The sequence below is a fragment of the Streptomyces sp. NPDC001832 genome, assembly GCF_040297265.1.
Taxonomy (GTDB): domain Bacteria; phylum Actinomycetota; class Actinomycetes; order Streptomycetales; family Streptomycetaceae; genus Streptomyces.
The window spans coordinates 45,266-70,186 of the sequence record NZ_JBEOYU010000033.1 but is presented as its reverse complement, the minus strand read 5'-3'; the positions used below and the strand labels follow the sequence as shown (position 1 = coordinate 70,186).

Genomic DNA, 24,921 nt, shown 5'->3' with positions numbered 1-24,921 from the left:
GACTGATCCAACCGCCGCTGAACAGCACGAATACACCTACACATCAGTGACATACAACGCCGAACACCTCAGCGACATCACGGCCGAACCTCACACCCGGCGTGGCGGCCGGTCGGCCGGGTCCGCTGAACTGGCCGTACACCTCGCGGAGGTGAGGCAGCGTGAGCGGGCCAACCTGGTGCGGTTGGAGACGTTCGTCCGGGAGAGCGTCCTGCCGCGCACCCATCCGCACACCACGCAGCGGCGCGGGGTGCTGGAGGCGCTGGGCGAGGCCGGCGGTCTGTACACCGCGCGCACGGTGAACAGCGACGGGGATTACGTCGTCTGCACGCTCGATGCCGGGCACTACGACCCGGACGACAAGCCGCCCTTCGAGGACGGAAAGCCGGGCGGCTGGCACAAGGCGGATGCGTCGATCTGGAACGACTTGGGCGCGGCCTGCATTCCGCACGCGGCCCTCTGAAAGACCACAGGAATTCAGCGCTCGGGGAGGCAAGGAAATGTCAGCGATTCAGCTCAAGGAACACCAGGTAGATCAGCGCTCCGCGTTTCGTAGGTGGGTGGGGTTCCCTGCAAGGTCATCTGTGCCTCCGCAGGGTGCCCGGGGCACGATCGTGTCAGCGACCGGCTCGGGCAAGACGATCACGGCCGCCGCGTGCGCGCTGGAGTCGTTCGCGGACGGCCGGATCCTCGTCACCGTGCCCACCCTGGACCTGCTCGCGCAGACCGCCCGGGCGTGGCGGCTGGTCGGTCACCGGGCCCCGATGGTCGCGGTGTGCTCGCTGGAGAACGACGCGGTCCTCAACTCGCTGGGGGTGCGGACCACCACGAACCCGATCCAGCTCGCCCTGTGGGCCGGGTCCGGGCCCGTGGTCGTGTTCGCCACATACGCCTCTCTCGTGGACCGCGAGGACATCAACGCACCGATGGGCCAGCGGAAGGTTCGCGGGCCGCTGGAGGCCGCTCTGGCGGGCGGGGAGCGGCTGTACGGGCAGCAGATGGCCCCGTTCGACCTCGCGATCGTGGACGAGGCGCACGGAACCGCTGGTGATCTTGGGCGGCCGTGGGCGGCGATCCACGACAACGCCCGCATCCCGGCGGACTTCCGGCTCTACCTGACCGCCACGCCGCGCATCCTCGCCGCGGCCCGCCCGCAGAAGGGCGCGGACGGCCAGGAGGCGGAGATCGCGACCATGGCCGACGACCCGGAGGGCACCTACGGCGCGTGGCTCGCAGAGCTCGGACTCTCGGAGGCGATCGAGCGCGGAATCCTCGCCGGATTCGAGATCGACGTCCTGGAGATCCGCGACCCCTCCCCCGTCCTCGGGGAGTCCGAGGAGGCGCGGCGCGGCCGGCGCCTGGCGCTCCTGCAGACCGCGCTCCTGGAGCACGCCGCCGCGTACAACCTCCGTACGGTCATGACGTTCCACCAGAAGGTAGAAGAGGCACAGGCGTTCGCGGACAAGCTCCCGGAGACCGCTGCCGAGCTGTACGTCAACGACGCCTCCGACGACGACCTGGCCGCCGCCGACAGGCTGCCGAAGTCCTCGATCGACGCGGAATTCTACGAGCTGGAGGCCAGCCGCCACGTACCCCCGGACCGTGTCTGGTCGGCGTGGCTGTGCGGCGACCATTTCGTAGCCGAACGGCGCGAGATCCTGCGCCAGTTCGCCAACGGCATCGACGCCAACAACCGGCGCGTGCACCGGGCCTTCCTCGCAAGCTGCCGCGTGCTCGGGGAAGGCGTCGACATCACCGGCGAGCGCGGAGTCGAAGCCGTCTGCTTCGCCGACACCCGCGGCTCTCAGGTGGAGATCGTCCAGAACATCGGCCGGGCGCTCCGGCTCAACCGCGACGGCAGTACGAAGATCGCGCGCATCATCGTGCCAGTGTTCCTGGAACCCGGCGAGGACCCGACAGACATGGTCGCCAGCGCCTCGTTCCGGCCCCTGGTAGCCGTACTCCAGGGCCTCCGCAGTCATGATGAACGACTCGTCGAGCAGCTCGCCTCCCGCGCTCTCACCAGCGGACAGCGCAAGGTACACATCCGGCGCGACGAGGAAGGACGGATCGTCGGAGCCGGCGGCAAGGATGAGGGCGAAGACCAGGAGCAGGACGACACGCAGGCCGCCGCCGAGACGGCGCTGCTGCACTTCTCCACACCGAGGGACGCGGCAACCATCGCGGCATTCCTGCGCACCCGCGTCTACCGGCCCGAGAGCCTGGTGTGGCTGGAGGGCTACCAGGCCCTCATCCGGTGGCGGAAGGAGAACGAGATCACCGGCGTCTACGCCGTCCCGTACGACACCGAGACCGAGGTCGGCGTCACGAAGGACTTCCCGCTCGGGCGGTGGGTCCACCAGCAGAGGAAGGCGCTGCGGGCCGGGGAGCTGGAGGAGCGGCGCAAGGTCCTCCTGGACGCGCCGGAGGCCGGGATGGTCTGGGAACCGGGCGAGGAAGCGTGGGAGAACAAGCTCGCCGCGCTGCGCTCCTACCGGCGGGCCACCGGGCACCTCGCGCCGCGGCAGGACGCCGTGTGGGGCGAGGGCGAGGCGATGGTGCCCATCGGGCAGCACATGGCCAACCTCCGGCGCAAGAGCGCGAAGAACGGCCTGGGCAAGGACCCGGAGCGGGCCGCCGCGCGCGCGGCGCAGCTGACGGCGATCGACCCGGACTGGGACTCCCCGTGGCCCCTGGACTGGCAGCGCCACTACCGCGTCCTCGCCGACCTGGTCGACGCCGACGGCGTCCTGCCCTACATCGCGCCGGGCGTCGGCTTCGACGGCGACGACCTGGGCAAGTGGCTGGAGCGGCAGAAGAATCCGGGCACCTGGGCCCAGCTCTCTCCGGAGCAGCAGGAGCGACTGTCGGCGCTGGGCGTACAGCCCACTGAGGCCCCGTCTCCCGCCCCGGCGGCCACCCGCGCGACGAAGGGCCCGGGCAAGGCACAGCAGGCATTCCGACGGGGTCTGGCCGCCCTCACGCAGTGGGTGGAGCGGGAAGGAGCGGACCGGCCCGTGCCGCGCGGCCACAGCGAAGAAATCACGGTCGACGGCGAGACCGAGCCGGTGATCGTGAAACTGGGCGTGTGGATCTCGAACACCAAATCGAGGCGCGACAAGCTCGACCGGGAGCAGCGTAACGCACTGCGGGGGCTGGGCGTGGAGTGGGCGTAGCAGACGGAAGACTGGCGGCCGCGCCCCGGCCGCCGTGCGAGGACCTGCCTGCCCGCGCTGCACCTCGGCGTCGGCTCTGCTCCCTCCGCAGATCTGCGGTGAGGAACCCGGGTCCCCGGGCTCCTCACCGGCGCGAACGGCCCCGTCCAGGGCGAGGTTGTGCATAACGCTGCCCGCGCCGTGACCAGCCTTCCCCCTTGTCGCGTCGGTTGGGGACGGGCCCTGTCCCGGGAGCCGAACTCCAGGCCTCGTACCGGATCGCGGCGCCCGGGAAGGGCACCACCTTGCACGGCACAGCGCGACCGTCCGGCACCGGGAGCTGAACGTGCAGCGGGCTCGTCGGAGACACCTCAGGCCGGAACACGAACTCTGGGGTCGCAGGTGGGTTGATGAGCTGCCACAGAGATGTCATCGAGGCGAGACGGTGCTGGCCGTCAATCATGAGGAGGCTCATTGCCGCCAATGCATTCGTCTTCCCGGATCCACCCCAACCAAAGACCGTCCCGGACCGTCCCGGGACCGGCACACCGGTCGCGGGAGCCGGTGACCGTCCGATGCGGTCCGAGAGAGCGTTCAGGTAACGGAGGAGCGACCCTCGTGCACTGCGAGGCGCGGGCGGTTCCGGCAGACTCTTGCGCAGCCGGAACCCGCGGCGCGCGTCGGCCGGCGGGGCAGATCGGCCCCCCTGGCAGTTGGGAGATCGTTTCGCGCGGCGGCGATCGCGGTAGGCGGCCTGTCGGCAGGCGTTGGAGCAGAACTTGCGAGCGCGGCCGGTCTGCGGCTGGTCGAACAGCTTGGCGCACGTCTCCCGCGCGCAGCGGTGCACGACCGGTACTTCGGAGCGGCCTTCCCAGAGCAGGAAGGAGAAGCGGGGGCCGCCGCGCGAGCGCAGGTCCTCCAGCAGTGCGTCGCTGTGCGGGGACTCCTTGATCTTATGGAGGATCTCGGCCAGGGCTCTTTCCACGATTGAGGCAGTCGTTCCGTGTTTCCGGGCGATCTGATCGGGGTGCAGTCCGTGGACGAACTCCTTGAGCAGTTGCAGCTCACCCGGCTTGAGCAGTCCGCGCAGCGCGCGGTCCAGCAGCGGCTCGCCGACGTGTCGGGACACCGAGTCCCGGTCAGGCCCGTAGATCTTCCGCCTCGTCACCGGAGCACCCCCTCCGTCCAGCTCCCTGTCTGCGCATCGCCCGTCGGCTCCACCGCACCGGTCACGGGATCGGTGGCCGCGGCGCCTGGCGCCAGGCCCATCGGAGGCCGGGTCGCGCTGCCTCGGCTGCCGACGAACAGTGCCTGTCGGATGCCCTGGGCCAGTGCCGCCACCAGACCCGACAGAGTCCGCCCCATCGACTCCAGCACCCGCGGCAGGTCTTCCGGCCGGGTACGCTCCACCACCCTGTCGGCGGTGCGCGAGAAGCGCACGATAGCCACCACAACGACAGAGCACAGCAACAACAGGGTGAATCCGACCAGCAGGATCACGGCCAGCGTATTGTCCACTTGCGCCTACTCCTCCAGCTCCAAAAACGCCAAAGGGCCCCGACACCAGCGGTGTCGGGGCCCTTTGGCAGTTCGGCAACAAAAAAACCCCGCACGGGGCGGGGCAATGCGTCCGGGCACACGACTGCCCGTCCGAGCCGGACCCTAGCCCAGCTACCGCCACGCTACGAGCCCCCACCACCAACCAGGCAGTTTCCGCAGGTCAGATGGTGTTGAGAGGAGAGGGGACAGTAAAAGAGTTTCGTAACGGCGTGCCAGAGTGCTACCAGCTCAGCTTGCTACGGACTGCGGGTCTGACCCCGCTTGCTGACCGCTTGGAGAGGCGGACGTGGGACAGATCGAGCGGGGGCTTGAGCGCGCGTTGCGGACCCGGCCCATTCCCTCAAGTACCGGGGCCCGCCTGCGGTTTTTACTGGCGACGCACCGGGGCTCCACCCGGAAGGTGGCCACGATGCTGGGGGTTTCGCAGCGCACTGTGCAGCGGTGGGTGACGAAGCAGCCGGGAGCACGTCGTCCACCGGGTCCGATGCATTCCCGGGTGATCGAGGAAGCTGTCTTGGCCCGATGGCAGCCCCGGATACGGGCCCGTCGGCGTGCCCAGGCCGAGGCGGAAGGCTTCGTCTTCCATACCCGGGCGCGATTCGGGTTCGCCGCGCCAGCAGGGTCCTCGGACGATCCGCGGGTGCGATGGATTACCCAGGACCTGCCGGGAGAGGTCGCCCGGGAGCTGTTCGCAGCTCGGGATGCCGGCGCGGGCGAGCAGCAGCAGCTGGTGATCCTGGCCCGTGCGCTGGGACACGCCTACTTTCGCGAATGGGGCCGCCGGGCCCACGGTCTGCATATCTCTTTCAGCAATGTCGAGTTCGCTGACTTCTCGATCGGCTGAACACCCCGTCGCGTAGCCGCGTCGGGGTGTTCAGCGTCGCGAGGGACTGGCGCGCCTTGCCGGCATGGCTTCGTACCTCTCAGCTTCCTGACGCTCGCGCCAGTCCCACTCCACACGGCTGAGCGGGCCTTGGCGGCGGGCCGCGGGCGGCTGTGGCGGGCGCAGCCTGGCCGCCTCCGCCATGCGCAGCAGGTGCGCACGGTCCCCTGGCCCGACGAGCAGCTCCCGGTCCTCGCCGGATACAAGCCGGGTGAAGCAGGCCGCGGCCCGCAGGAAGACGCCCGCCCAGGGCGGTACGGGGTAGGCGGCGCAGCCGTCGGTGTAGCGGGCGCGGTCGTGCAGGGCGAGCATGGCCGCGGCAGCGTCATAGTCGCGGGGGCGTGCGGTGGCGAGTTGCTGGAGGGAGGCGCCGGTGAACAGCGCGGCGGCAATGGCCGCGGCCAGGCGAGGATGTGCGGTCGCCGCGTGAAGCCGGTGGGCGACTCGCTGGGCGGTGGGTGCGGTGAGAGGAGCGGGAGGTGGGCGGTGCCGCCAGGCGATCGGCGGCGGCATGCACGGGGCGGAGCAGGGGCGGGGGCTGTCGTAGGAGACGAGGCGGTCCAGTGCGGGCAGAGTGAGCCACCGGCTGGCCGGCCCGGCGGGCTCGTCTGCGGCCGGAGATTCGGCGACTGGCGTGCCGTAGTAGTGGCGGCGGGCAGCCTCGAAGTCGGCGGTGAGGGAGTAATCGGCCGTCCGCAGGGCCTGGTACAGAGCGGCGGGAAGGTGAGGGCGGTGGCAGACCAAGGTCAGGTGGATACCGGTGAGGGCCTGTAGCTGCAGGAGGCGCATCGCGCGACGGGCGGTGAGGCGGTGCGCGCGCAGGACGGTCAGCCGGGTCACGGGCAGGGCCGTCATCCAGGCGGCAGCGGCTTCCCAGGCGGGCTGACGGCCGCCGGGAAAGCGGCCCGGGAGCAAGGGCGGTTTGCCCAGAGCGGCGAGAAGGTCGTGGGCGAGACCGGTTTCACTGGTGGTGCCCGGGCCGGGGTGCAGGGTGACCCGGCCGGACGGCGGATGGTGGGCGGCCAGAGCAGTATGCGTGTGGACCGCATCGTCGCCTGGGTCGATGACCACAGCGACGGACGGCGGTAGCACGGTAAGCGGCATGGCGATGTGGTGGTCAGCCAAGGCGGCTGAAGGCCCAGCGCAGCAGCTCCTGGTCCACGCGGGCACGACCGGTGCGGGCCAGGGCGGTGCGGGTATGGGCGGTCAGCTGGGCCCAGGCGCGGAAGTTGCCGTGCGCGGCGTGGCTGTCAGCGAACGTGATGTCCTCAGGATCGGCGTCCGCCCAGATCGGATGGAACAGCGGGATGACGTCGAGGACCTCGCTGGGGGTGAGGCGGGTGAAGTGCTGCCAGATGAAAATGCGAGAGGAGAGCATCGGTTCGCGGCGCAGCACGGTGTGGCAGCCCTCGCCACCGACGAAGATGATCGCGAGCTGGGTGGCCGGTTCATCCCACGGGTAGCGGAAGTACTCGAACGCCTCCCCGTTGAGCCACTGGGCCTCGTCCACCAGGAAGGTGCGGGGGCGTTCAGCCAGGGCGGTTTTCAGCAGCCGGTCGAATTCACTGGGGTGACGCGGTGGTTCACCGGCCAGGTCAAGCGCGGTGAACAATTCGTAGCGCACCGCTCGGGCGGTGGGCCTAGCCCGGAAGGTGATCTTGCGGACATCCTCGCCGGGTTCGAGCCCGCGCAGGCAGATGTTGACGGCAAGAGTCTTGCCGAAGCTGGCGCCGCCGTGGATGCACATCATGGCGCGGGCGGCGACGGTGTCGGTGATGTTCTCCCGGGCGGTGAGCAGGGCGCGGGTGGTGACCACGGACGCATCGGGCAGGTTGACGTACTGGTAGGTGGCCGCGGTCACGAGGCGCCTCCGTCTTCGTCGGTGGTGGGTGGTGCGGTCCGGGTGGCGAGGGAAGGCGGGGTGCGCCAGTCGGCCGGCGGCGCGCCGGGCGGGATGAGGTCCGGCAGCGCCAGATCCGACAGGCCGGTATCGGTGGCCTGGGCGAGTTCGGCCTCGGCCTGCGCGGTGGTCAGCGCGCCGAGCCGCCGGGGTGCCTCGGGCTGGTTGGCGGCGGCGTAGCGCTCGCGCTGGGAAGCCTGAAGGTCCTTCTTCAAGCGGCGGGCGCGGGCGGCCCGCGCCCGCCGTACCGCGCTCATCTGTTCGCCGGTGGCCTGATCGGCCAGGTCCGCGGGACCCAGGTAGCGGCCGGTGCCCGCGTGGTAGACCTCGATCCGGTGGTCGTGGTGGGGCATGAAACGGACCCGGACCTGGATCCCGGCCTGGCCGGTCATCCACGCCCCCACATAGTCGCGTTTTTTGAAGCGGATCCCGCGGGTGGTCAGCGTGCGGGTGCCGGCGTCCTCCAGGGTGAACGTCCACAGATCCGCGGCCGGCACCTCCCGCAGCGGGGTGGGATCGTCCTGCCACGCCTCAAGCGGGGTCTGGCCCCGCAGCGGCGCGGGGCGGTGCTCGGTGTTCCACCACAGCGTCCAGGCCAGCAGCCGGGCGGTGAAGTCCTCGAAGCCGAGCAGCACCTCGTCCTTCGGGCGGGAAGAGCGTTTGCCGGGGCGCGGCTGGCGGGCGTAGCCGGGCAGCGCTGCCAAGAACATGCTCTCCACCGCCCGGTTCAGGCCTTCCACCGTGCCCTTGAGGTGCGGGGTATACGCGGGCAGGTCCTCCACCGTCACGTCCAGGAGATCGAACGCGGCACTCACCGCCCTGGACAGGAAATCCTTGCCCCGGTCGACCCGTGCCTTCTCCGGCAGGCCGCCGAACGGTCCGTAGGGGGGCCTCGCGCAGGACCGCGGAACGCAGCGCGGCCAGCACCGACTCCCGCGACGGATCCCCCGGCGTCACCGCGACACCGATGATCGCGTTCGTCGCGCAGTCGGTGAACCACGTGATCCACGGCCTGCGCGCGGTGCCGTCGACATCGACCAGCACAGGGGCCTGCATGTGGTCGGTCTCCCACACCTGGTTACCCCAGCCCCGCGGCCGGGCCAGGAACACATCGTGCTTGCGCGCCGCCCGCTCCCCACCCGCAAGCCCGGCCCGCTCCCCCGGCGTCAGATCACGGCGGATCGCTCGGTGCAAAGTCATCAGCGACGGAGGCGGCTCCCCCTCACCCCTGGCTGCGCGAGCGGTCAGCTCACGATGGACCGCCGCGACGTTGCCCTTCCACAACCCCAGCAGAGCCCGGATCTCGTCGTTGACCATGAACCGGCCATAGTGCGGAGCCCGCTCCCCCGGCGCCGCGGCCGCGGCCTCGTCTTCCTCGGCGGCGGCCAGCCACCGCCACAAGCACGCTCCCGCACCCCCAGCATGTCCGCCGCCGACCGCACCTGCCCAGTGGTGAGCTTCCCCTCCCGCCGCAAGGCCAGCAGACGGCGCACCGCCGGCCCCCGCAACGCCCGGACCGACACGGCCGGCAAAACCCCACCCGTCCCCGCCGAGGCCGGGCCCTGCTCTCCCTCATCCACACCCCCGAGCAGACCAATCACTCGCCGGCCAGTGGATCAGAACTCACAAAACTGAGACAGCGTCACCCCGCACGCGATAACACCCCCACGACAGCGATACCCCACGGAAATCTCACCCTCATGACAGTGGCCCCACACCCCTAAAACCGCCACCCACCAGCAACAACACACCCAGACCCACTGTCACTCACCCCACTGTCCCAAAACCGAGAGATCGCAGTCGGCCGCCGCCAGTGGGGCACGCTAGTTCGACTAAATGAGCAGGTATCGGAATTCGGGTGATTGTCAGTAGTACCTCCTAGTCTGAGAAGCGATTCCCAAACCGGAACGCAGGGGGCTCGCTCGAACTGCCGTCCAAGCGGGTCGTTCAGGCGATCAAGGCTCGGCCGTGCATAGCAGCGCGGCCTCTTGAATATCTCGGTGATGTCGAGTCAGCCGAGGACAAGAGACCCTGATGTCCCACTGTGTCGCCTCCGCACCTTTCCTCGTCCACTTCCGGTGCACCGGCGTGTGACGTCTTGTCAGCCGGGTCTGTGGCGCATGGCTGCGAACCCGGGTGGCAACGGAGACCACCCGGATTGATCGGTGCGGCCGCCTGGTAGGCGGACAATGATCGCCCCTGGATATTCTGTGAATATGAGATCGATGCATCCGTTCCGTGACCTGGCCCGCGAGCAGGGCATACCGCAGGACGAGGTCGAGCGGTGGCTCGACGCGGCCGCCCGTCCGTGCGCGATGCTGGGCGCAGGGGAGTCGAGTGACGGCTCGGTGGTCGGACGGCTCGGCGGGCTGCCGCCGATGCCCGAGGACGAGCCCGTGCCGGACTTGCCGTTCCTCGCCTCGGTCGACCTCGCGGCCATCCCACCGGGCGCGACGGACCTCCCGTTGCCGAAGGATGGCACGCTGCTCTTCTTCGCGGACACGTCTCACTGTCCCTCGTGGACACGACACGACTGGTGGCGGCTCGTCCATGTCCCGGCCAGCAGGCCGGTCTCCGAACGCGGTCCGGGCGGTGAGCGGCCGCCGCAGGTCTACCCGGCCCGTGATCTCTATCTGGTGATCGATCCCTCGCTGCCCAACCGCTATGACTACACCGAGGAGTTCCCGCACGGTGAGGAGTTGGGCGAGGTGTGGTGGGATATTTCCGGCGATGTACAGACGGGCGGATCGGTGCAGATAGGCGGCTACCCCTGGGTCTGGAACAACGATCCCGTCACGGACTACGACCACGGCCCGGGCGACTGGGTGCTGCTCGCGGAGTTCGGGAGCGCTGTGGTCGAAGGCGATATGGGCAGGGTCGACTGGGTGATTCGCCGGGACGACCTGGCCGCCGGCCGTTTCACCTGGGCCCGGGCCTGCTACGACATGGTCGGCTGACGCGGCTTCAGGAGCGATTCCCGAACCGGAAGGCTCGAGGTCCGGTCGAACTGCTGTCCCAGCAGGTCTCCTTCAGGTGATCAACGGCTGGCGGAGAGTACCCAAGAGGCCCTGGTGTCCCACTCTGCCGTGTCCGTACTTGGCCCGTCCATTCCCGGTGCATCGGCGTGTGACTGTCTCGCTCACCGGTTCGGAAATGCCGCCGATCACCCGGACCGCGAGAGGTGCTACGACTCCGACATGACCGATGCCGGATGGGCGGTGGTGCGTCCTCTGCTGCCCGTTCCGGCCTGGATGGAGGGCCGCGGCGGACGCCCGGAAGCGTACTGCCACCGTCAGCTGATCGACGCCGTGCGCTACCTGACCTGGGAAGGCGTGCGCTGGGCGAGCCTGCCCCGCGACTTCCCGAAATGGCGGGCGGTCTACCGCTTCTTTCGCCGCTGGCGCGACAACGACCTGATCAGGGAACTCTACGCACGGCTGCGCACCCGGCTCCGCGAACTCGCCGGCAAGAAGCCCGAGCCGAGTGCCGCGATCATCGACTCGCAGTCCGTGAAGGGCGACGCCACCGTCCCCGCCCGCTCACGCGGCTACGACGCCGGCAAGAAAATCAACGGACGCAAGCGGCACATCGCCACCGACACCCTCGGCCTCCTGCTGACCGTCATCGTGACGGCGGCCTCGGTCAGCGACCGCGACGCCGGACGCGACCTGCTCCAGACCCTGCGCGAACGCCACAGCAACATCCGCCTGGTCTGGGCCGACAGCGGCTACACCGGCTGGCTCGTCTCCTTCGCCCACGCCGCCCTCGCCCTCGCCCTGACCGTCGTCAAACGCTCCGACGACACCAGCGGTTTCACCGTGCTCCCACGCCGCTGGACCGTGGAACGGAGCTTCGCCTGGCTGATCCGCTCCCGCCGCCTGGCCCGCGACTACGAGACCCGCACCGACAGCGCCCAGGCGATGACCTGGTGGGCGGCCAGCATCACCGCCACCCGCCGCCTCGCCCGAGGCGGCGCCCCCGCGACCCGCCGCCTCAGCCCGGCCACCCCGGCCGCGGCCTGAACAACCCCGCCCGCACCTCGGTCAGCCACCCGCGTTCCACCAGCCGCTTCGCACGCCACCGGGCCGCCTGTTCACGGGCGTCACTCGCCTGCCAGCCCAGGCCCTCCCGCAGCCCACGCGCCCGCACTCCGTCACCGCCCCGGGCAGCGTCCTCCTGGACCAGGGACACGATCCGGGCGTAGTCCTTGGGCAGAACATCCGCCGCCAAGCCCTCGCGCCACCCCACCACGTCCGCCTTCCCACCAGCGTTCCGCGCGGCAGGCACCGCCGTCCGGGCCGGCACCTCCTCAACGGCTGTCTCCGCCAACGCATCAACGAGCTCCTCGCGAGCGATCACCGCACGCCGGGCGGCCTCCTCCGCAGCAGCCACCGCCACCTGGACCCGCTCCAGCTCCGCCCGCAGTTCTTCGGCCCGCACAAGCGCAAGCCGTTCACGCTCCTCCAGCACCGCGATCACCGACGGCATCCGCCACCTCCACACCCGAGCCTGAACCGACGGCCCGAGCATGCCTAAACGGCAAGCAACCTGCCCCTGACCTGGGAAAACTTGACGCTACGTCCGGTTTGGAAATGCCTTCTTATGGCACACCGCGCCCGCCCAGACGGCCTTCGACTTGGACCTGCTGTGGAAGACCTACCTGCGCAGGTTCGACGTCGAGCACACCTTTCGACTGATCAAGTCGGTGCTGGGCTGGACTCGTCCGCAGATCCGCACTCCGGAACAGGGCGAGCGCTGGACCTGGCTGATCCTGGCAGCACACGCCCAACTCCGCCTCGCTCGCACCCTTACCCGCGACCTGCGACGCCCCTGCAAGCGGCCCGTTGCCGCCGACCAGCCGATGACACCGGGCCGCGTCCGCCGAGGTTTTCGTCATCTACGACGCACTATCGGCACTCCCGCCAGAAGACCGAAACCAACCACCGCAGGCCCGGGCCGCCCGAAGGGCACCACCCGGCCACCTCGGGCCCGATACCCAGTTGGCAAGAGGAAGACCACCCCCACCAGCGAAAACATCCAGCGCCAACCGCCAGAGGCCGAGAGCGCCACAGCAGCTAAATGATCTCCACCGGTTTAATCTCAAGCTTGGAACTGCTCTCCGAGAGCGCGGACTGAAGCATGCCGCAGCGCCCGTGATCGATGAGGCGTTCACGGGTGTCCAGGGGCAGTTGGGGACCGCGGCGGCCTGTCGGATGACCGGGCGCTCGCGCGCCACCCACTACCGTCGCATCAACCCGAGGCCAAGGCCAGCACCGTCCCCGAGACCCGCGCCCGCCTCGGCCCTGTCGCCGGCCGAGCGGGCCGAGGTCCTGGCGCTGTTGAACCGGCTGGAGTACGCCGACCTGCCGCCCGCGCAGGTCTGGGCGCGTGAGCTGGACGCGGGGAACTACTGGTGCTCGGAGCGGACGATGTACCGGATCCTGTCCGCCGCCGGGCAGAACGGCGAACGCCGCCGCCAGGCCACCCACCCGGCCAAAAAGATTCCCGAGCTGGTGGCGACCGGGCCGTCGCAGGTGTTCACCTGGGACATCACCAAGCTGCCCGGCCCTGACAAGGGCATCTGGTACCACGCCTACGTCATCATCGACATCTTCAGCCGCTACATCGTCGGTCACACCGTCGAGCGGGCCGAAACGGCCGAGCGGGCCGAGGAGTTGATCCGCGAGACGATCGAGCGCAACGGCATCGTGCCCGAGACCGTACACGCGGACCGAGGCACCTCCATGACCAGCAAGAAGGTCTCCCAACTGCTGATCGACCTCGGCATCACCAGAAGTCACTCGCGCCCCAGGGTCAGCAACGACAATCCGTACTCGGAAAGCCAGTTCAGGACCACGAAGTACGCCGCCGACTACCCGGAACGGTTCGATTCACTGGCCCATGCCCGGGAGTAGCTGGATGCGTTCATCACCTACTACAACCACGACCACAGACACTCCGGGATCGGCCTGCACACCCCCGCCTCCGTCCACTTCGGCACTGCAGAGGAGGTCCGCGACCAGCGGGCCGTCGCTCTCGCCGAGGCATACGAACGCCACCCCGAACGCTTCGCCCGCCGGCCGAAGCCACCCGAGATCCCCGGCCAGGTCTGGATCAACGATGCTGCCAAACGCAGGGAACCCGAACCACAAGGTTCATAGCACCGCGAACGTCTCATTTGACTTGACAACTACCGGCTGGACAAGGAGGCCGGGTTTGACCCTGGCAGCCCGGTTCTGTGACTGAGCGCCAGAGTTGGCCGGTGAGCGTTCTACGTGACCAGTCTGAGCGTTCGCGGCCGACGAGCGCTTGGCGTGGCGTGATCGCAGTATCCGAGCCGTCGTCTCGGATATCGACGGGATATCCGATGTGATCACCTCGCCGCTACAGTGCCGCCATGACGACCGCACCTCACCGCAGGTTCTCGGCCCGCATCAACCGAGCCGAAGCCGAGTTCGACAGACCGTTTGAGGGCGTGCCCCCGCAGAGCCCCGATGCCCCGAAGCTCGCGCTCCGGGCAGATGCCTGGGCAGCGCACATCGGCGGTGTGCAGGCAGCACGTTGAGCGAAGAACCCGTCTTCATCCGGAACAAGTTGGGAACCAGCCGGTACGTCTACAACCACCGCAACCCGGTTGGTCTCGCACTCATCATCCTCACGCCGCTTGTCGCGCTCGGCGTGCTGTTCGGTATGCAGGCCGAGTCGACGTGGAGTGAGGGCGAACTCCGCGACGCCGTCCGCAAGGGCGTCCAAGATCTAGGCGGCAAACGGCACTACACAAGCCTGGAGGGCAACCACGGCTTCCTGATCGCGGAGGCGATCCGGGAGAGCGGCATCGGACCAGGGCACGGCGTCGACACGCGTGAAGAGGAGGGCGGAGGCTACACGGTCAGCACTGAAGACACCGAGACGGAGTACTGCGTCCGCATCACGCTGACCCTGGACGACCAGCCCCCCGTAGTCTTCCCGGGGGCCGAGGACCGGCCGCCCCCCCCGACCCGGGGATGCTCGCGTTCTACCTCTCCCACGCGACCTTCAGCAAGGGCTCTTGCCACTGACCTGGTGACCCTTCTGAAGCCCCTGCCGCGGGCGATGGCGCGCAATCCGTCGATGTAGCCGCCGGCCGCTGGGGGCCGGCGGCGGCCCGATTCTCAGGTAAGGAACAGCACCCCTACCAGCTGCTGCTGTCGCTTCGGTGTCAGGAAGCGGCGGCAGTGAGGTGGTAGGTGGTGTCGACCCAGAAGCCGTCGCCCGTGTCCGCTTTGATCTCCAGGACGTACTGTCCGGGGGGGGGCAGGGGCGCCAGAACCGACCACAGTCCTCAGGCGACCCGGGGCACCAGTCCTGCGCGCAACCGCGGTGAAGTGTACTCGTGCAGGGTCAGCAGGGCCCCGTTCAGGAACCCGTGGCCTTGGCGACGTGCATCACTGCCGGACGGGACGAGAAGAGGGCGGAACGCTGGGTGTTGAAAACGGGGAAGAAGACCGGACGGCTGGCAGGTATGGAGCAGCGTCGCACGACCCGGCCGCCGTAGGTCCCTGCCAGGAACCGCACGTCGTCGAGCTGCTGCCAGCCGGCGAACTCGCCGGTCTTGTCCAGCACGGGGCTGCACGCGTCGGGTGCGGAAAGCGCCCACTGCCACCACCGCGCCGCGAGCCCGCCGCCCTCGTCAGCACTCAGTTTCAGGTCGCCCTCCCGCCCCGTCACATCTCGTCCATCCCCTTCGTCAGCCAATGAACGTCTCGAACAAGCGGACTGTATCCACTGAGCCTGCCGACCGAGGAACCGCTCAAGCGCTATGCCTGTCCAAGTAGCGGTCAACGGGGCCAGCTGCCGCGCAACGTCACAGGTTCGTCCCATCTCGTGGAGCAGGGAGAAATCTCTGGGCTCTGTCCACAGGGCGACGGCCCGAGGCTGCTGGAAGTCGTCATGATCCGCGCGGCGACCGACAGTTAAGGAGACCTCCATGCCGTACCTGATCCCCTCCCGTACCGCATCCTCCTCCATGCAGTACGGGCCTCCGTAACCTGGGCCCTCTGACGGGCACCCTCGTGCACCGGAGTGCGGGGAGCGGGAGTGTCTAATCAACGGCGGATCTGATGATCAAGGAGACGCCAGAGATGACCGAGTCCGTTGTCGAGCAGGAGTCCGTGGAAAAGTCCGGGGTCATGCCGGTGCCGCCCGCGTCGGATGAGCAGTTGGTCGCGATGCTCGTGGACCGGGCCCGATCCGAGGGGCTGCAGCTGACCGGCGAGGGCGGCCTGTTGCAGATGCTGACCAAGCGGGTGCTGGAGTCCGCCCTGGAGGGCGAGATCACCGATCACCTCGGGTACGAGAAGCACGACACCGAGGGCCGTAACAGCGGCAACAGCAGGAACGGAACCCGGGCGAAGACCGTGTTGACCGACGTCGGCCCGGTCGAGGTGAAGGTCCCCCGGGACGTGGCTGGCACGTTCGAGCCGCAGATCGTCAAGAAGCGGCAGCGGCGCCTGACCGGCGTGGACGAGATGGTGCTGTCGCTGTCCGCGAAGGGGCTCACACACGGGGAGATCTCCGCGCACCTGGCCGAGGTCTACGGCGCGGAGATCTCCAAACAGACCATCTCGACGATCACCGACAAGGTGATGGAGGGCATGGCGGAATGGTCCAACCGCCCGCTGGACCGCGTCTATCCGGTCCTGTTCGTGGACGCCATCAACGTCAAGATCCGCGACGGTCAGGTCGCGAACCGCCCTATCTACGTCGTCATGGCCGTGACCGCCGAAGGCACCCGGGACATCCTGGGGATCTGGGCCGGCGACGGCGGCGAGGGCGCGAAGTACTGGCTGCCCGTGTTTACCGAGCTGAAGAACCGCGGCATCGACGACGTGCTCATGCTGGTCTGCGACGGACTGAAGGGCCTGCCCGATGCGGTGGAGGCCGTCTGGCCTCGAACGATGGTACAAACCTGTGTCGTTCACCTGCTGCGGAACAGCTTCCGTTACGCGGCCCGCCAGGACTGGGACAAGATCGCCAAGGCGCTGCGGCCCGTTTACACCGCGCCGAACGAGCAAGCGGCGATGGAGCGGTTCCTGGAGTTCCAGGACGCGTGGGGCCGGAAGTATCCGGCGATCGTGAAGCTGTGGTCCGACGCCTGGGCCGAGTTCGTGCCCTTCCTCTCCTTCGACGTCGAGATCCGCAAAGTCATCTGCTCGACGAACGCGATCGAGAGCGTGAACGCCCGCATACGCAAGGCTGTCCGGGCCCGCGGGCACTTCCCCAACGAGGTCGCGGCGCTCAAGTGCGTCTACATGGCGCTGATGAGCCTGGACCCGACCGGCAAGGGCCGCAAGCGGTGGACCATGCGCTGGAAGGCGCCCTTGAACGCTTTCCAGGTCGCCTTCGAGGGCCGCCTGCCCCCCACCGACCACTGACCAACTCAACAACCAAGATCAGCCGTTAAATTGACACACCCGCGTCCGATCGCGGACCTCACCCTCACCGCCCTCCCCTTCGTCTTCGTGGCGATCTTCTTCGCCAAACCGACCTCGAAGCCCTCACTTCCGTCGCCTTTGTTGCCGCGCTCGCCTGCTTCATCGCCTTCCGTCCGACACCCCAGCCCAACCGTCTCCGCGTTACCTGGGGAACACTCGAGGACAGGTTCATGGCCAGGTTCTGGGCCAAATTCAAGACCTGGTTCATCGTCGGCTTCGCGATCCCAGTCACGTCCGACTTCATGAGCGATCCCCCAGCCCTGGACGCGGCCGGGATCGGGTACTCAATCAGATCCGGAATGATCCTAGGCATCGGGCTTGGTCTCATCGGCGGATTCACGGGAGGGCTGGCAGGTGGCTCCGCAGACGGATTCAAGACATGGTTCAAAAGCTGCTTCGCGGTTGGGTTTGCTTTCTTCCTCGGGATCGGACTCTGGCTAGAGCCCGAGCCCGGGCTCTCCGCCTGGCTCAGTGACGGGCTCATGTTCGCGCTCATGCTCGGGGTTGTCGGCGGGCTCGCAGGTGGATTCCTGCGAGGACTCAGGGTGGAGCGAACCACTGTGGCCAACCCTCGACAAACTATCCGCGCCGACATGGTCTACGGGCTCCTGATCGGGCCCCTGGCCGGACTCCTAGGCGGACTCGCCGGAAGCCTAGCCGGGCTCGTACTCGCAATCCAGGACGGATCGGAACTCACCGACGGACTCGCGGCCGGACCCGTGATCGCGTGTGCAGTTGGACTTGTGGTCGGGATCGCAAGCGGGTGCGCTCGCGCAGCGCGGAGGTACGGGGTGTTCTTGCTGCTCTCACGCGGCAAGCTGCCCTTCCGCCTCGGTGTCTTCCTTGACTGGGCCGTCACCGCCGGTCTCCTCCGCTACAGCGGGCCCGGCTACCAGTTCCGCCACCGCGAACTTCAGCAATGGCTCAGCCAACACCCCCGCCCCTGAACGCCGGCACCAGGCGATCACGCCGATGCGGGCCTGTGTTCCCAAGTCGCGGTAGCGGCGCGGCCCGGGCTTCATAGCGCTTCGCGTACCGCCTGGGCAAGGAAGATATTCGCAGCATTTCCGGGATGGTTGACCCGGGCCGCGTAGACCGTGCGCCCACAAGCCTGGAACCGCAGCGCCCGCGCCCGGCTCGGCCGGATGACGTGGGGGCGGGTCCCGTTGATGACGTACAGGGACGCCGGGTGGGTCGGGGTGATGATGGCCTGCATCCCCCGGCCGGTGCCCTCGATCCGCAGGGTGATGCCCCGGGCCATGCTGCCCGGCGCGAGCTGCTTGGCCCTCCGGACGATCGGGGCGGCGCGGCGGCGCAGCAGCCGCTCCCCGATCCCGCCGGGCCGGCGCAGCGCGCGCTCAATGAACCGGGCGTGGATGTTCGGGGCTTGACCCCGGCCTCGCGGATGGGAAGCCCGCAGTTCAGGGCGTACCACTGCGGGTCGACGTCCACGCCGTACGGGGCGAGGGCCTGCTGGAACGCGCTCAGGCGGATCTCGGCGTTGTCGACGACGGTGCCGTCCCAGTCGACGACAACCCCGTCGACGTCTTGGAGCAGCTCGTCCACCTCGGGTGTGGCCGCCGGGTCGGGCTGCGGCAGGGGGTTCGCGGTCACTGGCCCTCCGTCCAGGTCTTGGCCTCGCGCTGGATGGTCTCGGCGAGGTGGTGCAGGTCGGTGTCGGTGGTCTGCTGCTGGAGGGTGACGGCCAGCATCCGGTCGACGGCCTGGGCGGCGCGCGGGCAGTCGGCCGGGCTCAGGTCCTGGCAGGCCGGGTGCTGGTGCGCCGCCCGGAGCCGGTAGGTGCCGACGGAGTTAAATACCCCGGCCTCGGCCAGGTGGGTGCTGAAGTCCCGGGGCCGGTCAAAATCGACGCGCCACAGGGCGCTGTACCCGTTGGGTGCGTCGTCGGGCGCCGGGGCGTGCACGGTGAGCTCCGGGATCTCGCCGACGAGGTCGTAGAGCCGGTGGGCCTGCTCGTGGCGCCGGGCCAGGGCCTGCTCCAGGCCCTTCAGGTTGTGCCGGGCGAGCGCGGCGAGGGGTTCGGCCAGGCGGTAGTTAATCCCGCGACCCTGGAGGTATGGCCCGCCTTCGTTTCTGCGATTCCTGCGGGGCCCGGTTGCCCATGGGGGCGTCGGCCCGTCGACAGTACTGCGACGACGTCTGTCGGGCTCAGGCGTACCGGGACCGGCAGGTCGCCGACCGGATCTGGCGGCTCGGATTGATGCTCGCCGAGGCGGAACGGATCGGGGAAACCGGCGTGATCCGGTTGCTGACCTGCCCGGTCTGCGGCCGGATCACGTTCGTCGGCGGGCACCGACGCCGGGACGCGGTGTATTGCTCCGGGAAGTGCCGTTCAAGAGCGTGGCGCCGCCGGGAGCCCCGCAGAGCGCGGACAGCGCGACGTCCAGCCGTCACGAAATCGGCCTCTATCGGTGCGTATGACGGCTCTACGTTACGCTCCGCATTACCAGCGCATCCCGAGTCGATCGAGGTCTGCCCGGCGCTGCTCAGGAAGCTTGGCGGCGCGTTTGCGTACGTTGTCGAGCCACGTGCCGAGCTTGACCAAACTGCTCGGCATGCTTGCGGGGTACTCGTAGGTGCCCTTCACGCGCGTGGAACTGCCGCGCCGCCGCGAGGTTGACCGCCCACTTCGAATCCTGTGTCCGCTTCGCCGGCCGTTCGTCCTCCTCGGCTGGTGTGATCTTGAGGGTGTTCTCCAGGATCCATTGCTGTACCGGCAGGAGCTGTTCCCACCCGAACCGCTGGGCGGTGACCCAGCGTCCGAGGTCTTTGCCCTGGACGACGACGTCGCCCGCAGTCTCCGGGAGTGCGCCGCCGGCCTGGACGTGGTTGTGGATGAGGCGGTAGCAGCGCTGCCACGCGGTCTCCCATACCTGGCACCATCCCGGATCGATCGCGTCCAGCTCATCCCGCCGCGCCGCCTCACGGAGCAGCATCGTATCGACCCGCCGCGAGCACCCGCCGCCCGCGAGCACGGCATGCACGCCCTGCGGCACTTCTACGCGTCCGTCCTCTGATTGAGACGACACACCGGTGAGGCCGGCGTCCTTGCGCAGGTGCCGCAGGCGGGCCGCGAACGCCTCACGGGGCTCCTTGGGCGCCGGACGAAGGGGAGATCTCAGCGGTGCCTCAGGGCGCGGGCGGCGGCAGGGTGGCGCCGCCCGTACCCGGGTCAGAGACCCGAACTGAGGGCCGGCGTACCGCTCGAAGTGACGTGCGCTGTGCCGTCGGCGTCCAGCCATGCGATTCCGCTGCCGAACTTGTCCACGTCGTAGTTCTTCCAGCCGGTCGCGGCGGACAGGTCTGCCAGCGTCCGGGGCGCGGCGACGGTGCCGGTGTGGAAGTCGGTGAGCTGCAGCTTGCCCGCGGCTGTGTCGTGGTTGACGAGGAAGCCGTCTCCGAGCTTTCCGCGTTTGGGCAGACTGATGCTGGCGCCGGACTTCAGGTCGTACACGCCGAACGGGGTCGACTGGTCGCCGGTCATGTCCTGGCCCAGGCAGTCCCAGTACATCCAGCGCCCGGCGACCTGGATGTCGCGGATCACGCACGAGGCGCCGACCGTGTACGGGGTGATCGCGCCGGAGACCAAATCGCGCGCCTCGACGCGGCCGCCGGTGCCGTCCGTGGTCCACAGCGTGGATCCCCTGAGCGCGGCCGCCGGGGTCTTCAGCTGCTGGACCACCGCCCCGCCACCGGGTGCTTCGAAATCGACGACCACCCGCTCGTCGCCACCTCCGTAGACCGCGTACCGCCCGGCGGCGTCGCGCAGGCCGCGGCCCGAGGTCGGCGGCATGGTGCGGTCGAGGGGCACGACCTCGGTGCGCGTACCGCCCGCCGTTGCGCGGACCAGGACGTCCCGCTGAGAGGCTTCGTCGTACCGTACATGGACGACCGAACCGTCCCCCGCGCCCAGCGGCTGGCCGTAACTGCCACCGAGAGGGGCGGTGGTGACCTCGGAGCGTGCCCCCGCCGACGGCGTACCGGTGAGGGTCACCTCGCGGGTCTGATAGGAGGGCCGCGGCCCGCTGTCTTCCTCCTTGGTGACCAACTGGCCACCGGAGAGGGCGATGCCGCGCAGAACGGCGGGCGCGGCGGGTACCTCGGTGAGCGTGCGCAGCGTCGGGCGGCCGTCCGGCCCGGTCTCGACCCGGCGCACCGCCCAGTCGCCGGCGTGCGCGCCGCCTACCGTCACCGCTCCGCCGCCGGGGACCTGAGACAGGTCGGGCTGCGCCGCGTCCAGCAGGGTGAGGGGTGAACCGCCGCTGAGCGGGGTGGCCTTGAGGGGGCCTCCCCGACGCGCGGGAGGGTTCTGCTCGGTGGGGGCCTGCGGCCGGTAGGTTGTGAGGAGCCACTCGCCGGCCAGTCCGACGACGGGGGTGCCCTCGTCGGAGGGCGGCACGGTGACGGAGGTCTGTGCCCCGGACGGGTCGTCGCGGCGGATCACCCGGGCCTGGCTCATGCCTTTCTGGTACCAGGCGATGTGGGTGGGGGAAACGGCGGCCTGGACGGACCAGGGCTCGTCGACGGCGACGTTGGTGGAGACGGGCGTCAGGGTGCCGGTCGTCAGGTCGACGAGGCCGATGGTGTGCGCGCGGGTGAACCTCACGACGGCCAGCTGCCCGTCCCCGGCGGCGACCGGGTACCGGTCGAAACGCAGTCCCGGCGGTGGTTCGACCGGGGTTTCGGTGGTCGCGCCATCTTGGAGCCGGAGGATGTGCAGCTTGTCCACCTGCCACATCTCGTTGTACGAGAACGTCAGCACGGTCCGCCCGAAGGAAGCGACGGTGTACTGACCGTCAGGCACTGTGAGCGGCGTCGACTCGCCCGTCGCCGGGTCCCGCAGCTGCACGACTCCGCTCGCACCGACGGGCACGGGAAGGATGTCCGTCCCCGCCCCGTAGTAGCCCTGCTGACCCGGCAGTTGGCCGGTGAAGTTCTCGACGGTCCGCTCGGTCCCGTCGTATCCGCGCCACTGGTACGGGGCAGTGGAGCCGTCGTCGGTCTCCCGCCGGTGGAGATAGCCAGTATCTCCGGCGGCGTACAGCACGTCCTGGACGGGCGTGTATCTGTCCGGTGCGGTCAGCACGACCTCTGGCGCCGTGGACCCTTCGGCGTGGGCTGTGGGAGAGACGGCGGCGACGGGCACGGCAGCGAGTGCGAGGACGAGAGCCAGACGACGTGCAGAATCGGGCACATGTTTGAATTTTATGTTCATGTACATCTCAGCGCCGGACGGGTCGAAAACATCACACCGGCCGCGGCGAGGCCCTCGACGTGGACCGGATCGCCGACGACCGGGCGGTGGTGTCGCCCTTAACAGGCGAAGGCCAGGCGATTCAACTCGGTGATGGTCTGGCGGCGGTCGCTGAGGGTGCGGCCCCACTTGAGGTTGGAGTAGTACACGAACTGACCCGTGGTGGGTTCGAGGAAGTCGATGTTGCAGCCCATGCCGGAATGGGTGTGGTCGCACAGGCACGTGCAGCTCTTGTGATCGATCTTCCAGCCCAACCCGGTGGGGCCGTCGCCGAGGAGCCGGATGAGCTCGGGGCACGGCGGGCCGTCGGTGTCTCCAGCCGGAAGGAGCCGCCGACCGAGTTCCAGGCATCGGTGCCGTTGACCGGGCCGGGGCCGGCGGTCGCCCGGATGCGTCGCAGCAGGGGAGAGAAGAGCGACGGCGGTTCGAAGGGGGATCTCACGGCCGCGGTGTACGCGGGACCGCCTTCTGCGCGGCGAGATCCCGCCAGGCGGAAAGTGCGACATCAAGACCCTCGCCAGCCTCCTGCGCTGGGCGGCCCCTGGGGTGTTGCTCCGGTTTGGGCGGCCTGTTTGCGGCGGGCCTGGCGGGCCCGGTGCCGGGCGGAGGCCTCCCGCTCGATCAGCCACCACTCGGCGATCAGCAGCGGCAGGATCCAGCCCGGCCAGGAGGCCAGGCCCGCGCGTTGTTGCCCCCAGGCGATGAGTGTCGGGATGTCCTGGGTGAGCGGCGGTGGCAGGATTGTGTGGTCGTACAGGACGCCCAGTACCCGGCTCAGGACGATCGACATCGTGAGCGCGAAGCTGCGGACCATCCAGCGGCGGTGGTCGGCGATCCGGCCCTGCCGGATCATGCGCAGGCCCACCACCGCGGTCGTCGCGGTGCTCATCTGCATGGAGAGCCCCGACGGGCTGGCGTACGCGACCGCGAGGCCCGCGAGAGAGCCGGGCAGTACGCCCGCTGCCACGTACAGCCGGCCGCTGATCCGGTGCGCCTTGGGGTGTTTGTGGCGCAGGGCCGGCCACACCTGCAGGCAGCAGGTCACGATGGCGACCGTCCCGCACAGGATGTGTGTCACCAGCACCGGGTAGTGCCAGGGGTACTGCGGGTTCGGCGGAATTCTGGAGTCTGCCGGGTCGAAGGTGAGATAGCGCGGGTTGGCCAGGAACACCGCTACCACCAGGGCCAGCCCTCCCGCCCAGGGGCGCCGCCACCACCGTGGTCGAAACCAGCGTTTGTTCCATCGCTGGCGGCCGCGGCCGGTGGGGTCGAGGGCGAGGGTGGCGAGGTAGAGGCGTTTGAGGGCGGCCTGCTCGTTGGGGAAGTGCCCGCACGCCGGGGGCGCGATCCGACGTGCCCCGGCGGCGGGCCTTGGCAAGGCCCGCCGCCGGGGAGTTTCCTCGCCGCGTCGCGGCGGTCAGTTGCCGGCGACCGGGTAGCCGTGCCAGGCGCCGTAGTAGTTGGTGCTGCTGGAGGGGTTGTCCTCGACCATCCTCAGGTTGGTCAGCACACCGTTGACGTACTCGGTGCCGCAGTATCCATTGACCGGGCTGGAGGTCTGGTAGGCGCTGGAAGCGGTGGTGTAGTAGCCGCCCCACACCGAGTGGCCGTCGTCCTCGCCGTCGCAGTAGTCGAACCACGTCCCGTCGTAGGCATGGGTCGCCCAGTCGCTCCCCTGGTAGACGTCGCTCGCGTTGGCCGGCGCCGCCCACAGACCGGCGGATGCCGCGGTGAGGGCCAGCGCACCCAGCACAGTGGTGATCATACGTCGCATGTCGAATTCCTCTCTTCGGTTGCGGATCGTGCTGACTTTCGGCTCGCTCACCCCGGTTCGTCGCCCTCCTGGGATGGCACAGGGCCGGAGGGCTGAGTGGCGAGCGCTTCGGCGACGTTCTGCGCCCGAATGTCCTTCAGGCGCTTCAGTCGGCCGAGTTCAGTGGTATGACGGCTGATCAGCTCGCGCTGGTGCCGGGAAGTGACGTCCACGAGCGTGGGCAGATACCGAACCTGGTTCTGGCACCGGACGTCTGCCACAGCCACCGTGAGCTCCTTCTCGGTGGGGGCCCCTTCCCGTTTCCAACGTGGGTCGTGCGCGGCGGCGTACGGCGAGGCGTAGTGGTAGCCGGCGCGGGTCATGCACGTGCGCCACGCACTCAGGACCGTCGAGAGCCGGGGATCCTCGGCACTCGCAACGGCTGCCCGATCCGCCAAGCGGTCAGGAAGCTCGCGATCCGCATGAGGGGCACCGCGTACGAGCCGCTCGGCCGCCTGCGCCCGGCATCCGTTCCGCGGAACGGGCTTGTCCCCGAAATTCGCGACCTCGCCGTAGAGCACCTTCTCCACGTCGGGAGGGATGGAAGCGTGCTGGTCCAGCACATCGCTCACGTGGGGGTTGTACGTACTCCAGGCAGGCGCGTGGTACCCGTATCGCGCCGCCTGCGACGCGTCCACCACCCCGAATCGTGCCGCCTGCTTTGACAGGACCATCCGCCGGCCGGTCTCCAAAGCGGTTTTGCCCGGCCCGTTCCACCGCAGTCCGTAGCGGGCCAGGCAGGCGCGTTCCAGCGCCTCCTGAGCGCGGTCGGACCGGGCCTGCTCTTTCGGGGAGGGCGCGTACAGGTCCAGCGGAAGACTGTTCCCCACTTCTGCCACAGGCAGCGGAGCCAGGGACGGCC

The 24,921-nt window shown here is 69.2% G+C and carries 23 protein-coding genes and 2 pseudogenes; 10 read left to right on the top strand and 15 right to left on the bottom strand.

Features of this window, described 5'->3' with window-relative positions:
• Together ABT115_RS23065 and ABT115_RS23060 are read left to right on the top strand one after the other, a co-directional pair.
• Window positions 1-463 (top strand): annotated as a pseudogene (locus tag ABT115_RS23065) (hypothetical protein); the annotation flags it as partial.
• Window positions 464-500: 37 nt separating this feature from the next.
• Window positions 501-3,176, top strand: a complete 2,676-nt coding sequence (locus ABT115_RS23060) for a DEAD/DEAH box helicase (protein WP_351792948.1) — start codon at window positions 501-503, stop codon at window positions 3,174-3,176.
• Between the two features lie 124 nt (window positions 3,177-3,300).
• On the opposite strand, the gene ABT115_RS23055 is transcribed toward ABT115_RS23060, so the two are convergent.
• Window positions 3,301-4,323 carry a hypothetical protein gene (locus ABT115_RS23055; protein WP_351792945.1) on the bottom strand — a complete coding sequence of 341 codons (1,023 nt, stop codon included), beginning with the start codon at window positions 4,321-4,323 and terminating at the stop codon, window positions 3,301-3,303.
• Window positions 4,320-4,673: a hypothetical protein gene (locus tag ABT115_RS23050; protein ID WP_351792942.1), complete on the bottom strand. Its 354-nt coding sequence runs from the start codon at window positions 4,671-4,673 to the stop codon at window positions 4,320-4,322. Before ABT115_RS23050 ends, ABT115_RS23055 begins: the two co-directional genes overlap by 4 nt.
• Before the next feature lie 328 nt (window positions 4,674-5,001).
• Between ABT115_RS23050 and tpg the strand changes: the two genes are divergently transcribed.
• Window positions 5,002-5,559 carry a telomere-protecting terminal protein Tpg gene (tpg, locus tag ABT115_RS23045; RefSeq protein WP_351792940.1) on the top strand — a complete coding sequence of 186 codons (558 nt, stop codon included), beginning with the start codon at window positions 5,002-5,004 and terminating at the stop codon, window positions 5,557-5,559.
• 30 nt (window positions 5,560-5,589) lie between these two features.
• Here the strand turns inward: tpg and ABT115_RS23040 are convergent, their stop codons facing one another.
• The 3 genes and pseudogenes from ABT115_RS23040 to ABT115_RS30930 all read right to left on the bottom strand — a co-directional run bounded on the left by ABT115_RS23040 (window position 5,590) and on the right by ABT115_RS30930 (window position 8,991).
• Window positions 5,590-6,702: a hypothetical protein gene (locus tag ABT115_RS23040; protein ID WP_351792937.1), complete on the bottom strand. Its 1,113-nt coding sequence runs from the start codon at window positions 6,700-6,702 to the stop codon at window positions 5,590-5,592.
• 13 nt (window positions 6,703-6,715) lie between these two features.
• On the bottom strand, window positions 6,716-7,459 hold the full coding sequence (locus tag ABT115_RS23035; RefSeq protein WP_351792934.1) for an AAA family ATPase: 744 nt from the start codon (window positions 7,457-7,459) through the stop codon (window positions 6,716-6,718).
• Window positions 7,456-8,991 (bottom strand): annotated as a pseudogene (locus tag ABT115_RS30930) (transposase). Before ABT115_RS30930 ends, ABT115_RS23035 begins: the two are co-directional and overlap by 4 nt.
• Window positions 8,992-9,714: 723 nt before the next feature.
• On the opposite strand from ABT115_RS30930, the gene ABT115_RS23025 reads away from it, so the two are divergent.
• Window positions 9,715-10,455, top strand: a complete 741-nt coding sequence (locus ABT115_RS23025; protein ID WP_351792929.1) for a DUF1963 domain-containing protein — start codon at window positions 9,715-9,717, stop codon at window positions 10,453-10,455.
• 240 nt (window positions 10,456-10,695) lie between these two features.
• Window positions 10,696-11,520, top strand: coding sequence for an IS5 family transposase (locus ABT115_RS23020; RefSeq protein WP_351792926.1), 825 nt, complete (start codon window positions 10,696-10,698; stop codon window positions 11,518-11,520).
• Here the strand turns inward: ABT115_RS23020 and ABT115_RS23015 are convergent.
• Window positions 11,492-11,986: a hypothetical protein gene (locus ABT115_RS23015; RefSeq protein ID WP_351792923.1), complete on the bottom strand. Its 495-nt coding sequence runs from the start codon at window positions 11,984-11,986 to the stop codon at window positions 11,492-11,494. The two genes, ABT115_RS23020 and ABT115_RS23015, sit on opposite strands and share 29 nt — an antisense overlap.
• 665 nt (window positions 11,987-12,651) lie before the next feature.
• Between ABT115_RS23015 and ABT115_RS23005 the strand changes: the two genes are divergently transcribed.
• The 3 genes from ABT115_RS23005 (at window position 12,652) to ABT115_RS22995 (ending at window position 14,614) form a co-directional block, all read left to right on the top strand.
• A complete protein-coding gene (locus ABT115_RS23005; protein ID WP_351792920.1) occupies window positions 12,652-13,413 on the top strand; it encodes a DDE-type integrase/transposase/recombinase in 762 nt (253 codons plus the stop codon).
• A gap of 482 nt (window positions 13,414-13,895) precedes the next feature.
• On the top strand, window positions 13,896-14,063 hold the full coding sequence (locus ABT115_RS23000) for a hypothetical protein (protein WP_351792917.1): 168 nt from the start codon (window positions 13,896-13,898) through the stop codon (window positions 14,061-14,063).
• Entirely contained in the window at window positions 14,060-14,614 is a 555-nt protein-coding gene (locus ABT115_RS22995; protein WP_351792915.1) for a hypothetical protein, read from the top strand. Before ABT115_RS23000 ends, ABT115_RS22995 begins: the two co-directional genes overlap by 4 nt.
• A 279-nt stretch (window positions 14,615-14,893) precedes the next feature.
• On the opposite strand, the gene ABT115_RS22990 is transcribed toward ABT115_RS22995, so the two are convergent.
• Complete coding sequence (locus tag ABT115_RS22990) at window positions 14,894-15,205, bottom strand: hypothetical protein (protein ID WP_351792912.1); 312 nt, start codon at window positions 15,203-15,205, stop codon at window positions 14,894-14,896.
• Between the two features lie 461 nt (window positions 15,206-15,666).
• Between ABT115_RS22990 and ABT115_RS22985 the strand changes: the two genes are divergently transcribed.
• Window positions 15,667-16,911 carry an IS256 family transposase gene (locus tag ABT115_RS22985; RefSeq protein WP_351792959.1) on the top strand — a complete coding sequence of 415 codons (1,245 nt, stop codon included), beginning with the start codon at window positions 15,667-15,669 and terminating at the stop codon, window positions 16,909-16,911.
• Between the two features lie 230 nt (window positions 16,912-17,141).
• Window positions 17,142-17,918, top strand: coding sequence for a hypothetical protein (locus ABT115_RS22980; protein ID WP_351792909.1), 777 nt, complete (start codon window positions 17,142-17,144; stop codon window positions 17,916-17,918).
• Between the two features lie 71 nt (window positions 17,919-17,989).
• Here the strand turns inward: ABT115_RS22980 and ABT115_RS22975 are convergent, their stop codons facing one another.
• The 8 genes from ABT115_RS22975 to ABT115_RS22940 all read right to left on the bottom strand — a co-directional run bounded on the left by ABT115_RS22975 (window position 17,990) and on the right by ABT115_RS22940 (window position 24,889).
• Window positions 17,990-18,406 (bottom strand): hypothetical protein, encoded by a 417-nt coding sequence (locus ABT115_RS22975; protein WP_351792906.1) that lies wholly within the window; start codon window positions 18,404-18,406, stop codon window positions 17,990-17,992.
• A gap of 175 nt (window positions 18,407-18,581) precedes the next feature.
• Entirely contained in the window at window positions 18,582-19,031 is a 450-nt protein-coding gene (locus tag ABT115_RS22970) for a DegT/DnrJ/EryC1/StrS family aminotransferase (RefSeq protein WP_351792956.1), read from the bottom strand.
• Window positions 19,032-19,478: 447 nt separating this feature from the next.
• Window positions 19,479-19,988 (bottom strand): helicase associated domain-containing protein, encoded by a 510-nt coding sequence (locus tag ABT115_RS22965; protein WP_351792903.1) that lies wholly within the window; start codon window positions 19,986-19,988, stop codon window positions 19,479-19,481.
• 176 nt (window positions 19,989-20,164) lie between these two features.
• The gene (locus ABT115_RS22960) at window positions 20,165-22,186 is read right to left on the bottom strand and encodes a hypothetical protein (RefSeq protein ID WP_351792901.1); all 2,022 of its coding nucleotides are present in this window, start codon (window positions 22,184-22,186) and stop codon (window positions 20,165-20,167) included.
• A gap of 119 nt (window positions 22,187-22,305) precedes the next feature.
• Window positions 22,306-22,440 (bottom strand): hypothetical protein, encoded by a 135-nt coding sequence (locus tag ABT115_RS22955; protein WP_351792898.1) that lies wholly within the window; start codon window positions 22,438-22,440, stop codon window positions 22,306-22,308.
• A gap of 311 nt (window positions 22,441-22,751) precedes the next feature.
• Window positions 22,752-23,324: a DUF2306 domain-containing protein gene (locus ABT115_RS22950; protein WP_351792953.1), complete on the bottom strand. Its 573-nt coding sequence runs from the start codon at window positions 23,322-23,324 to the stop codon at window positions 22,752-22,754.
• Between the two features lie 339 nt (window positions 23,325-23,663).
• Complete coding sequence (locus ABT115_RS22945; RefSeq protein ID WP_351792895.1) at window positions 23,664-24,020, bottom strand: hypothetical protein; 357 nt, start codon at window positions 24,018-24,020, stop codon at window positions 23,664-23,666.
• A 47-nt stretch (window positions 24,021-24,067) separates the two neighbouring features.
• The gene (locus ABT115_RS22940) at window positions 24,068-24,889 is read right to left on the bottom strand and encodes a hypothetical protein (protein ID WP_351792892.1); all 822 of its coding nucleotides are present in this window, start codon (window positions 24,887-24,889) and stop codon (window positions 24,068-24,070) included.
• Window positions 24,890-24,921 lie beyond the last annotated feature (32 nt).